This is a genomic window from Bradyrhizobium sp. SSBR45G, assembly GCF_030159255.1.
GTDB lineage: Bacteria > Pseudomonadota > Alphaproteobacteria > Rhizobiales > Xanthobacteraceae > Bradyrhizobium.
In genome coordinates this window covers 13,370-25,496 of the sequence record NZ_BSCT01000014.1, presented here as the reverse complement: position 1 = coordinate 25,496, position 12,127 = coordinate 13,370, and the positions used below count along the sequence as shown (strand labels likewise).

Annotated in this window: 8 protein-coding genes; all 8 read left to right on the top strand. The window is 66.7% G+C overall.

Annotation, left to right across the window (positions count from 1 at the left end; genetic code table 11):
• Nucleotides 1-66 precede the first annotated feature (66 nt).
• Nucleotides 67-1,905 carry an AMP-dependent synthetase/ligase gene (locus QQL87_RS17705; RefSeq protein ID WP_284423860.1) on the top strand — a complete coding sequence of 613 codons (1,839 nt, stop codon included), beginning with the start codon at nt 67-69 and terminating at the stop codon, nt 1,903-1,905.
• 222 nt (nt 1,906-2,127) lie between these two features.
• Entirely contained in the window at nt 2,128-4,176 is a 2,049-nt protein-coding gene (locus QQL87_RS17700) for an acyltransferase family protein (protein WP_284423859.1), read from the top strand.
• A gap of 1,332 nt (nt 4,177-5,508) precedes the next feature.
• Nucleotides 5,509-6,507 (top strand): LacI family DNA-binding transcriptional regulator, encoded by a 999-nt coding sequence (locus tag QQL87_RS17695; protein WP_284423868.1) that lies wholly within the window; start codon nt 5,509-5,511, stop codon nt 6,505-6,507.
• A gap of 123 nt (nt 6,508-6,630) precedes the next feature.
• The gene (locus QQL87_RS17690) at nt 6,631-8,133 is read left to right on the top strand and encodes a sugar ABC transporter ATP-binding protein (RefSeq protein WP_284423858.1); all 1,503 of its coding nucleotides are present in this window, start codon (nt 6,631-6,633) and stop codon (nt 8,131-8,133) included.
• Nucleotides 8,134-8,186: 53 nt separating this feature from the next.
• Entirely contained in the window at nt 8,187-9,239 is a 1,053-nt protein-coding gene (locus QQL87_RS17685; RefSeq protein WP_284423857.1) for an ABC transporter permease, read from the top strand.
• An 88-nt stretch (nt 9,240-9,327) separates the two neighbouring features.
• The gene (locus QQL87_RS17680; RefSeq protein ID WP_284423856.1) at nt 9,328-10,428 is read left to right on the top strand and encodes an ABC transporter substrate-binding protein; all 1,101 of its coding nucleotides are present in this window, start codon (nt 9,328-9,330) and stop codon (nt 10,426-10,428) included.
• Between the two features lie 420 nt (nt 10,429-10,848).
• On the top strand, nt 10,849-11,187 hold the full coding sequence (locus tag QQL87_RS17675) for a putative antibiotic biosynthesis monooxygenase (RefSeq protein WP_284423855.1): 339 nt from the start codon (nt 10,849-10,851) through the stop codon (nt 11,185-11,187).
• Nucleotides 11,188-11,211: 24 nt separating this feature from the next.
• A complete protein-coding gene (locus QQL87_RS17670; protein WP_284423854.1) occupies nt 11,212-12,117 on the top strand; it encodes an SMP-30/gluconolactonase/LRE family protein in 906 nt (301 codons plus the stop codon).
• Nucleotides 12,118-12,127: the final 10 nt, after the last annotated feature.

The window sequence follows — 12,127 nt, the reverse complement described above, 5'->3', positions numbered from 1 at the left end:
CGTCAGCCCTGGTCCGCCGCTGCAAGACGCTGCCTGGGCGACGATCGGGGATCGCCGGAGGCGCGCGTGCTGCAACCAAGTCCCACCGATGATCACGCCCTGGCGGCCGGCGGCCTGGCCGCGATCGCAACCCTGCCCGAGCTGTGGCGCTGGCGCGTCCGTCAGAGCCCGGATCATGAGGCCTACCGCCAAGCCGATCCGCAGAGCGGAAGCTGGACGAGCTTCTCATGGCGCGAGACCGACGCCATCGTCGATCGCTGGCGGCGGGCGCTCGCGGCCGACGCGTTCGACCGCGGCGATCGCATCGCGATCCTGATGCCGAACGGGCTCGCGCATCTGGCGATGGACCAGGCGGCGCTGTCGCGCGGCCTGGTGCCGGTGCCGATGCATGCCGTCGACAATGCCGACAGCATCGCCTACATCCTCGCCGATTGCGGCGCCCGGCTGCTGCTGGTCGATTCCGACGAGCGCTGGAATGAGATCGCAGCCGTCGGCCAGGCGCTCCCCGACCTGAAGCGCATCGTCTGCGCGGCGCTGCGCAGCCGCGATTCGGCGGCGAGCGATCCGCGCCTCGTCGCGGTCGATACCTGGCTGGAGGCGGCCGCCGCGGCGGCGCCGCGCAGCAACGACATCACCATCGCGCCGCACGACCTCGCCGCGATCGTCTACACCTCGGGCACGACCGGCCGGCCCAAGGGCGTGATGCTGTCGCACGACAACGTCATCTCCAACGTCAAGGCGATCCATCAGCGGCTCGCCGCCGACACCGGCGACGTGTTCCTGTCGTTCCTGCCGCTGTCGCACACCTTCGAGCGCACCGCGGGCTATTACTACCCGATCGCGATCGGCGCCTGCGTCGCCTATGCGCGCTCGGTGAAGCAGCTGTCGGACGACCTCATCGCGGTCCGCCCGACCATCCTGGTCTCCGTTCCCCGCATCTATGAGCGGATCTACTCGCTGGTGATGCATCATCGCGCGGTCGCCAATGTCATCGAGCGCGCGCTGCTCGATCTTACGGTCGCGATCGGCGGCCGCCGCTTCGACGCGCGGCATGGGCACACGACGCGATCCTCCGTCGTCGACCAGATCGCCTGGCCGCTGCTGCAGCGCCTCGTTGCCGACAAGGTGCTGGCGCGCTTCGGCGGGAAGCTGCGCGTGGCCGTCAGCGGCGGCGCGCCGATCGCCGAGCCGGTGGTGCGACTGTTCCTCGCGCTCGGGCTCGAGGTGCTGCAGGGCTACGGCATGACCGAGACCTCGCCGGTGGTCAGCGTCAACACGCCTGATGACAACGACCCGCGCAGCGTCGGCCGCGCCTTGCCCGGCATCGAGGTGCGCATCGGCGACAACGACGAGTTGATGGTGCGCGGCCCCGGCGTGATGCTCGGCTACTGGCACAGGCCGGAGGAGACCGCGCGCATCAAGGAGAGCGACGGCTGGCTGCACACCGGCGACCAGGCCCGCATCGACCAGGGACGCATCACCATCACTGGGCGGATCAAGGACATCCTGGTCACCTCGACCGGCGAGAAGATCGCGCCCGCCGATCTCGAAACCGCGATCCTGACCGATCCGCTGTTCGAGCAGGCGATCGTGATCGGCGAGAACCGCCCGTTCGTCGCGGCCATCGTCGTGCTCAACCCCACGGGCTGGGCCGAGCAGCAGGCCCGGCTCGCCGCGCACGGCCAGCGCGGCACGGAGGCCGAAGCGGCCTCGCTGCTCCGCCACATCGCCCGCACCGTGAAGGCCTATCCCGCCTATGCGACGCCGAAGGCCGTGCATTGGACCCTGGAGCCATGGACCATCCAGGCCGGCCTGATCACACCGACCCTGAAGAACAAGCGCCCGGCGATCGAGCGCGCCTTCGCGAAAGAGATCGAGGCGATCTATGCCAAACGGCCGGCGTGACGCCGGGTCGCATGGGACGCAACGCGGTTGCCGTCATTGACGCTGGCGGGCGCGCCACGCCTGGTGGCGACACTCTGCCGTCCCCTTTCGCAAATTCGAACGCGTCCCATGACGAGCGCGCTCTTCGACCGATAGCGCTCTCCGGAACGATCGACATCCCCTGGTTGCGATGGTAAAATAAGGCGATTTTACGGCAGTTGTGGCGGGCGGGGGCCTTCCGAAGTGCACGGCACCGATAGACACACCGCGGTCGATGGCCGCGCTACAATCCATGCAGGCGGATATCGACCGGATATTGACGGCCTGCGTGCGATCGCAGTGCTGTCCGTGGTTCTCTTTCACGCGTTCCCGAAGACGCTGCGCAGCGGCTTCGTGGGGGTCGACGTCTTCTTCGTGATCTCGGGCTACCTGATCACGACGATCATTCTGACCGACCTCGCCGCCAAGCGGTTCAGCCTGGCAACCTTCTATGCGCGCCGCGTCCGTCGCATTTTCCCGGCCCTCATCGTCGTGCTGTCGTTTTGCCTAGTCGCAGGGGCCTTCATGCTCTGGGCGGACGATTTCGCCAGGCTGGGGAAGCACGCCGCGGCCGGCGCCGGGTTCATTGCCAATCTCGCGCTATGGCAGGAGTCGAACTATTTCGACGTCGCGTCGGACTCCAAGGCCCTGCTGCACCTGTGGTCGCTCGGAGTCGAGGAACAGTTCTACCTGATCTGGCCAGCTCTCATGATCCTGGCCTGGGATGGTCGCCTCAATCGATTTGTGCTGATCGGAACCGTTCTGGCAGCCTCACTCGCCTATTGCGTCAAGGCGACCGCGACGGATCCGGTCGCAGCGTTCTACTCCCCGGTCTCGCGGCTGTGGGAGCTTGCCGCCGGCGCAAGCCTGGCGAACCTGACGCTGTTTCCGCTCCGGCCTGTCGTGTGGATCGAGCGCATGATCGCCAAGGTTCTCGCGGCGATGTTTTTTGAGCGCGGCGTCAACCCCGATGAATCCTATCGCCACGTGCTTTCGACCTTGGGGATGGCCCTGCTGCTGGCCTCGACGGTCCTGGTCACGCGGCCGCACGAGTTTCCCGGTTGGTGGGCCATGCTGCCCGTCACCGCCGCCTATCTGCTGATTCTCGCCGGGCCGGCGGCCTGGCTCAATCGCTGGGTCCTGTCCAGCCGGGTCCTGGTCTGGTTCGGCTTGATCAGCTACCCGCTTTATCTCTGGCATTGGCCGCTTCTGACCTTCGCGCGCATCCGCTACGGCAACGTCGCGCCTCCGCCGCTGCTTCTGGCCGCGCTCGTGGCCGTCTCGATCGGACTCGCCTGGGTCACCTATCGCTTCGTGGAACGGCCTGTGCGCTTCGGCAAGAAGCGGACGCAGACGATCATCACCGCTCTGGCGACCGCCATGATCGCCATCGGCGTCGTCGGAGTCGCGGTCGCCTACAACAAGGGTTTCCCGGGCCGCCTCGAGCACGAGAAGGCCGCCTACGCCGATTATTTCAGCTCGACCTCGCCCCGGATTCAGGCGGAGTACATCGATTATATTTCCCAGAACAGATGCAACTTCTACGCCTGGGACGCCAAGATCCCGACACTGGCACCGCGCCGTGCGATCGACCCCGCCTGCTACACGCGAACCCATGAGCGAAGCGTCATGATCATTGGCGATTCCAACGCCTCCGATCTTTATTACGGCCTTCGTGAAGTTCTCCCGAGCAACATTTCGCTTCTCCTCATCTGGAGCTCCGGATGTCAGGTCAGCGAAGTGATCGAGCGCATCATCGACGTGCACCACTGCAACATGGCCAATCATTTCGCGCTGCAGCGCATCAAGGCCGATCCACCGCATGTTCTGCTGTTGTCGTCGAACAATTCCTTCGACATCGCCTATATCCGGCGATTTGCGACGATGGTGAAGGGCTATGGCGTCAAGCACGTGCTCGTGCTGGGACAACGGCCGCACTGGAAGCCGTTCCTCTACAAGGTCGTCCTGGACAACTACTGGCCCGCCATCCCTCGCTATGTCAAAGGCCATCTCGACGACGAGCTGATGGCGTTCACGAAGACCTTCCAGTCGCAGCTGCGCCCCGACGAGCCCTTTGAATTCGTCGATGAGATGAAGCAATTCTGCGGCCTGGAGGGTTGTCTGACCTATCTGGGAGACAACCCCAGAGACGGCCTCATCACCTCGGATACCGTCCACCTGAGACCCTTCGCGTCGGTCTGGCTGGCGCGGCAGCAGCTTGGTCCCTTGATCCTGCAACGGCTGGGCGAATGAGCTTTCGCTCGCAGCAAAGAAGGGCCCACGTCGCTGTCGACCGCGGTTCGCCCAGCCTTCGGTGCGTTGCTCCTCTTCTTGCCATGACGACATTGGGCGAGATCTCGCCACATCCTCCGCTGTCGTCCCTGCGAACGCAGGGACCCATACCGCGGACTCTCTCGGAGAGGCGCAACTCCCAGTCATCGTCCCACCGAAGCCGGTGGTGATGGGTCTCTGCGTTCGCAGGGACGACAGCTGGGGGTGACGAGGGACCGCGCTCAACCGCGTCCTCGCGCGTGTTCGCATGGCGGCAGACATGCGCCCTACGGCTGATCTCACCCATGCTTCCAAGCTGAGTTGGCCCATCCGTTACTTCGGCAAAAAATAAGCTACTTGCTCTTTTTCGGAATTCATGGTTGAGTGCCGCCATCCCGGGCCTGCGAGAGGGGCGCTTCGCGATCGTCACGAGACGTTGGGCTTGGGGATGCGGTGGCCGCGAGCCGGCTGCAGCGGGCCTTGTGCCCGCCGACGAACGGCAGGCTTGCGGACGTGAAGACGCGTGGTCCTGGCGCCCCGAGGCTGGCGCCAAGTCCGGGGGTGATGATGATCCCGCGGGCGACGGTGGCTACAAGCCGGACACCGGGGAGAGCGCGACATAAGCGTGAAAACCATCGCGCGGGGAATGCCGGGATGTCTCGGCTGAACCTGTGGTTCCTGCCGCCTGCATTTTTTGACGCAGGCGGGCCATGGGTGCGGCCAGCGCCCGGCATTCCCCGCGCCCTCTCCTTTGAGGGCGGACCGACCGGCACAACTCGGACGCCAGGGCGTCGCGAGAGGGCGATGACACATGTCCAGACGGACGCTGCTCCAAATGGTCCTCCGCTGCCGCTTCTCCTCGAAGATGTTCGGGCGCGGTTGCCCCATTCTCCGCTGTCGTCCCTGCGAACGCAGGGACCCATACCGCGGAATCTCTCGGGGAGGCACAACTGCCAGTCATCGTCTCACCGAAGCCGGTGGTTATGGGTCCCTGCGTTCGCAGGGACGACAGTGGGGTGTGACGAGGGATCGGGCCCTCAACACCGTCTTGGCCGGCACCCGCCTTGGCAGGCCATGCCGCGATGGCTCGGGGGTTTTCCAATGCGGTCGCCCCCTCCCGTCCGCCGGCCTCACGCGCCCGATTGTTATCGATATCGTAAGCGATGTATCCTCCCGCTCCCGCCGGCTCCGGACCGCCGCGCCCCTCCCTGCCGACGTGGCCGGCGCCGATCCGGCGGCGCCGCCAAGAGAAGACCGCATGAGATGAAGCCGCCACGGCCGACCCCCAGGACGATCACGAAGCGGCCCGCGACCATGGCCGAGGTGGCGGCGCGGGCGGGCGTGTCCGCGATGACCGTGTCGCGCGCCCTGAAGAGCGACGGCGCCGTCTCGGAGGAGACGCGACGCAAGATCCTCGCCGCAGTCGACGAGCTCGGCTACGTGCTCGACCTCTCCGCCGGGGCGCTGTCGTCGAAACGCACCGGCTTCGTCGCCGTTCTCGTGCCCTCGATCAACAACTCCAACTTCTCCGACACCGCCCGCGGCATCACCGAGATCATCGAGAGCCAGGGCCTGCAGATGCTGCTCGGCTACACCGACTACGACATGGAGAAGGAGGAGCAGCTCGTCCAGGCCATGCTGACGCGAAGGCCGGACGGCATCATCGTCACCGACGGCCGGCACACGCCGAAGGCGCGGCGGATGCTGCAATCGGCCGGCATCCCCGTGGTGGAAACCTGGGATTTGCCAGCAGATCCGATCGATCACGTCGTCGGCTTCTCCAATGCCGAAGCGTCGCGCGCCCTCGTCCACCGGCTTTACCAGAAGGGCTATCGCAACATCGGCTTCATCGGCGGCGCCAGCCGGCGCGACACCCGCGGCGCCGATCGAAGGCTGGGCTATACCCGCGCCGTCGAGGAGCTCGGGCTGCCCGCCGGCCGCACGATTTCATTCGGCAATCCGCCGATCTCGATGGAGCAAGGCGGCCAGGCCATCGTCCATCTGATCCAGCAATGGCCCGACGTCGACGCGGCCGTCTGCGTCTCCGACCTCTCCGCGTTCGGCGCGATCATGGAGTGCCACCGCCGCGGCTGGGCCGTGCCCGGCCGGATCGCGATTGCCGGCTTCGGCGATTTCGAGGTGTCGCGCTGGGCCTGGCCGCGCATCACCACCGTCGCCGTCGACTGCCGCAACATCGGGCTGGAGGCCGGCCGCATCCTGCTCGGCGCGCTCGACGACATCCAGAACGAACGGCCACCGAACCCGGCGACCCTGATCGTCCCCTTCGAGGTCATCGAGCGCGAAAGCACCTGATCCGCCCCGCTTGACAGCCTTCCCAAGGCAGCTACGATGTTATCGATAACAAAAATCGATGAGAGCTGGTCAGCGGTCAGGGATGCCCCAGCCGTTCGCGCCGGCCCGCTGGGAGGTTGAGCGATGGCGTCGGCTGCGCTGCGCTTCGATGGAATCGTCAAGTCGTTCGGCGGCACCCGCGCGCTCAAGGGCGTCAGCTTCGAGGTCGGTCGCGGCGAGATCGTCGCGCTGCTCGGCGAGAACGGCGCCGGCAAATCCACCCTCATCAAGGTGCTCGGCGGCATCCATCGCCCCGATGCCGGCGCGGTGACCATCGCCGGCCAGCCCTATCAGCATGCCCCCGGCGGCCGCAGCGGCGACCACCAGCCGGTCGCCTTCATCCACCAGGATCTCGGCCTGATCGAATGGATGAGCGTCGCCGAGAATGTCGGCCTCGCCCAGGGCTTTCCGCGCAAATCGCTCCTCGGCCTGATCGACTGGCGCGCTGCGGAGGCGCGCGCGACCAAGGCACTGTCGCTGGTCGGCTGCGACATCGATCCGACGACGCGTGTCTCCAGCCTGTCGCGCACCGAGAAATCGCTGGTCGCGATCGCCCGCGCCCTCGTCGTCAATTGCGATTTCCTGGTGCTCGACGAGCCCACCGCGAGCCTGCCCGCCGACGAGGTCGAGCGGCTGTTCGCAGCGCTGCGGCGGCTGCGCCAGCAGGGCGTCGGCATGATCTATGTCTCGCACCGGCTTGACGAGATCTTCCGCATCGCCGACCGCGTCGTCGTGCTGCGCGACGGCGAGCTGGTCGGCGAGACCGCCATCACGGAGACCTCGCCGGAGGAGCTGGTGCGGCTGATCGTCGGCCGGCCGCTGGTCGATTTGTTCGAGAAGGCCACCGCGCACTCCGGCAAGACCCGCGTCGCCGTGCGCAACCTGATCACCCCGAAAGCCGGTCCGGTCGATTTCGAGGTGCGCGAGGGCGAGCTGCTCGGCCTCGTCGGCCTGCGCGGCGCCGGCCAGGAGGACGTCGGACGCGCGCTGTTCGGCGCGGTGGCGCATCGCGGCGAGATCAGCATCGACGGCACTGTGCCCGATCTGTCGAGCCCGGTGGCCGCGATGGCCAGCGGCATCGGCCTCGTCGCCCGCGATCGCACCGAGGAATCGATTGCCGCCTCGCTGTCGATCCGCGAGAATGCCTTCCTCAATCCGGGCGCCTCCGGGCGCGGCCTGTTCGACGTGCTGGCGCCCCGGCGCGAGGCAGAAGACGCCGTGAAGCTCGGCGCGCAGGTCGGCCTGCGGCCGAACGATCCGCATCTCGCCATCGAAGGCCTGTCGGGCGGCAACCAGCAGAAGGTCGTGGTCGGACGCTGGCTCGCGACCGGACGCAAGCTGCTGGTCGCCGAGGATCCGACCGCGGGCGTCGATGTCGGCGCCAAGGCGGAGATCTACCGGCTGATCGCGCGCGCCATCACCGCGGGCCTGGCCGTTGTCGTGGTCTCCACCGATTTCGAGGAGGTCGCGCATATCTGCCACCGCGCGCTGGTCTTCAACCGCGGACGGATCATTGCCGAAATATCAGGAGACGCGCTGACGACGGCAGCGCTGATCACCGCCGCCTCGGCCTCCGAGGCCGCGTAAGAGACAATGAGTTAAGGGCCGCCGAGAGCCCGCCGGGGAGAGACGAGATGGGAATGAACTCGATCGAGTCGAATGCGCTGGAGCCGACGCGCGCCGATCTCGCCGGCGCCTCGCTGCCGCAGAAGATCTCGCGCCTGCTGCCTGTCTACGGCCTGCCGATCATCACGGTCGCGCTGATCGTGCTGTTCTCGATCCTGCTGCCCAACACCTTCCCGACCATGCTCAATCTGCGCTCGATCGTCTCCGACAAGTCGATCATCGCGATGCTGTCGCTGGCGGCGATGATCCCGATGGCGGCGGGCAAGATCGATCTCACGGTCGGCTATGGCATCGTGCTGTGGCACATCCTGGTCATCAGCCTGCAGACGTCGCTCGGCCTGCCCTGGCCGGTCGCCGTGCTGATCGTGATCGCGCTCGGCGCCTTCACAGGCCTGCTCAACGGCCTGCTGGTCGAGGTCGCGCGCATCGACAGCTTCATCGCCACGCTCGGCACCGGCACCGTGCTCTATGCGCTGGCGCTGTGGCACACCGGCGGCCGCCAGGTCGTCGCGATGCTGCCGGAGGGTTTTCTCGCGCTCAACGGCATGATGATCTTCGGCTTGCCGATCACCGGCTTCTACGTGCTCGCGCTGGCGCTCGCGATGTGGCTGATGTTCGAATATCTGCCGCTCGGCCGCTACATCTACGCCATCGGCGCCAATCCCAAGACCGCCGCGCTGAACGGCATTCCGGTGCAGCGCTTCACCGTCGGCGCCTTCATGACCTCGGGCGCGCTCACGGCAGTGACCGGCGTGCTGCTCGCCTCGAAGCTGCGCATCGGCCAGGCCAGCGTCGGCCTCGAATATCTGTTGCCGGCGCTGGTCGGCGCCTTCCTCGGCTCGACCACGATCAAGCCCGGCCGCGTCAACGTCTGGGGCACCATCATCGGCGTCGCCGTGCTCGCGGTCGGCATCGCCGGCATCCAGCAGTTCGGCGGCTCGTTCTGGGTCGAACCGCTGTTCAACGGCGTCACTTTGCTCGCGGCGATCGGCATGGCGGGCTACGCCCAGCGCAAGCGCGGCGCCGTCGCCAAGCTGCCGATGGGGGCGCCCGAACCGAAGAGTTGAGACCACGAACGACGTGATCGGCGATGAGCCGGCCACGACAACAAGTCCGGCCTTCGACCGGACCAGCATCACACCAGGGAGAACGTCCATGTTGCACGCGTTGCTACGAACCGGCGCCATCGCCGCCGGGCTCGCTTTCGGCCTCACCGCCGTCCACGCCGACTCGCTGTCGGACGCAAAGGCCTTCGTCGACAAATATGCCTCCAAGGTTGACAAATGGGATGGCCCGACCACGGGGCCGAAGATCGCCAAGGGCAAGACCATCGTCGTCCTTGCGTCGGACATGAAGAATGGCGGCGTGCTCGGCGTCACCAAGGGCATCGAGGAGGCCGCCAAGGCAGCCGGCTGGACCGTGCGCACGCTCGACGGCGCCGGCTCGGTCTCCGGCCGCACCGCGGCGTTCGGCCAGGCCATGACCTTGAAGCCCGACGGCCTCGTGATCTGCGGCTTCGACGCCGTCGAGCAGAAGCCGGGCATGGAGGCCGCCAAGGCCGCGAAGATCCCGCTGGTGTCGTGGCATGCTGCGCCCGTGATCGGCCCGGTGGCCGACGCCGGCGTGTTCGCCAACGTGACCACGGATCCGATGGCTGTCTCCACCGCCGCCGCCAATTGGGCCTTCGTCGACGCCAACGGCAAGCCGGGCGTGATCATCTTCACCGACTCGACCTATGAGATCGCGATCGCCAAGGCGAAGAAAATGAAGGAGGTCATCGAGGGCCTCGGCGGCAAGGTGCTCGAATGGGTCGATACGCCGATCGCCGAGACCTCGACGCGCATGCCGCAGCTCACGACGTCGCTGCTGCAGAAGCACGGCGCCGCCTGGACGCATTCGCTGGCGATCAACGACCTCTACTACGACTTCATGACCCCGTCGCTCGCCGCCGCCGGCATCAAGGGCACCGGCGCGCCGATCAACGTCGCCGCCGGCGACGGCTCTGAGAGCGCCTATCAGCGCATCCGCTCCGGCTCCTACCAGGCCGTCACCGTCGCCGAGCCGCTCAACCTGCAGGGCTGGCAGCTCGTCGACGAACTGAACCGCGCGATCGCCGGCGACAAATGGTCCGGCTACGTCTCGCCGCTGCACGTGGTGACCAAGGCCAATGTCGAGTTCGACGGCGGCCCGACCAACACCTTCGACCCCGGCAACGGCTATCGCACCGCCTACAAGAAGATCTGGGGGCTGGAGTAACTTCCTCACGAGCGATCGCATCCAATGCAAGCTTGCCGTCGACATCGCAGCCTCCATTGTCCTTCGAGACGCCCGCCTCCGGCGGGCTCCTCAGGACGAGGTCGGTGGTTGCGGCGAGCCCTCACACCTCGCCATGAACCCGCGGCTGATGAACAACGTGCAGCGCCGCTCTCGGAACCCGCCCCTCATGGTGAGGAGCGCCGCGCCGAGGCCGCTAGATGCAAGGCGACAGCGCCCTGGGCGCGGCGCGTCTCGAACCATGAGGCCCGACCGAGGCCTCGCCCTTCGAGACGCCCGCCCTCGGGCGGGCTCCTCAGGGTGAGGGGTGACGGTCGTGCAGGCGATTACGATTCACACGTTCTCAGCGGCCAGCAACAAGCCGGCCGCCAATCCCTTTCTCACACTGACGAGCAAATGCCGATGTACATCCGTTGCGCTTTCTTCAATGGCCGCGTGAAGCCCGGTCGCGAAGCCGATTTCACCGCCTATGTCCGCGAAAAGCTGGTGCCGCTGTGGACGCGCTTTCCCGGCGCCGAGGAGGTCCGCGTGCTGCGCCAGGAGGACAGCGACAGCGATGCGCAGCGCTACGAGATGGTGCTGGCGATCCGCTATCCCTCGCACGCCGCGATCGAGCAGGCGCTGGCCTCGAAGGAGCGCGCGGAGAGTCGCGAGGTGACCGGCGGATTGATGGAGATGTTCGACGGCTCGATCTTCCACACCGTGTTCAAGGCCGACGATTTTCCGCTGCCGACCGACTGATCTTCAAGACGCCGGAGACACGCCATGAGCACCTACGACATCCGCGATCCGCGCTTCAAGGCGCTGATCATCGGGCATGCCAAGCTCGAAAAGCTCTTTACCGGCTGCCGTTGGGCCGAGGGCCCGGTCTATGTCCCCGCCGCCAAGTCGCTGCTGTGGTCGGACATTCCCAACGACCGGCTGATGCGCTTCGACGAGACCGACGGCTCGGTGTCAGTGTTCGAGTCGCCTTGCGGCTATCACAACGGCCACACGCGCGATGCGCTTGGCCGCGTGATCGCCTGCGAGCATGGCGGCCGGCGCATCTCGCGGCTGGAGCATGATGGCAGCTGGGTCGGACTGATTGATCGGTTCGAGGGCAAGCGCTTCAACTCGCCCAACGATGCCGTGGTCAAGTCGGACGGCACGATCTGGTTCTCCGATCCGACCTACGGCATCGACAGCGCCTATGAGGGCCACGCCGCGCCGAGCGAGATCGGCGCGAGCAATGTCTATCGCTTCGATCCGGCGAGCGGCGCGGTCGCCGCCGTCGTCACCGACATGGTCAAGCCGAACGGCCTTGCCTTCTCGCCCGACGAGCGCCTGCTGTACGTCGCCGACACCGGCGCGACGCATGTGCCGGACCTGCCGGCCGTCATCCGCGTTTACGACGTTGCGGCAGGTGGGAGCACTGTCGGCAATGGCCGCGTGTTCGCGACCTCGCCGGCCGGTTTCTTCGATGGTTTCCGCGTCGACCGCGGCGGCAATATCTGGACCTCGACCGGAGATGCGGTTGCGATCTACGCGCCGGACGGCACCCTGATCGGACGCATCCCGGTGCCCGAGATCGTCTCCAACCTCACCTTCGGCGGACCGAAGCGCAACCGGCTCTACGTCACCGCGCAGACGTCGCTTTATTCGATCTTCGTCAACGCCCATGGGATCACCTGAGACCGCACGA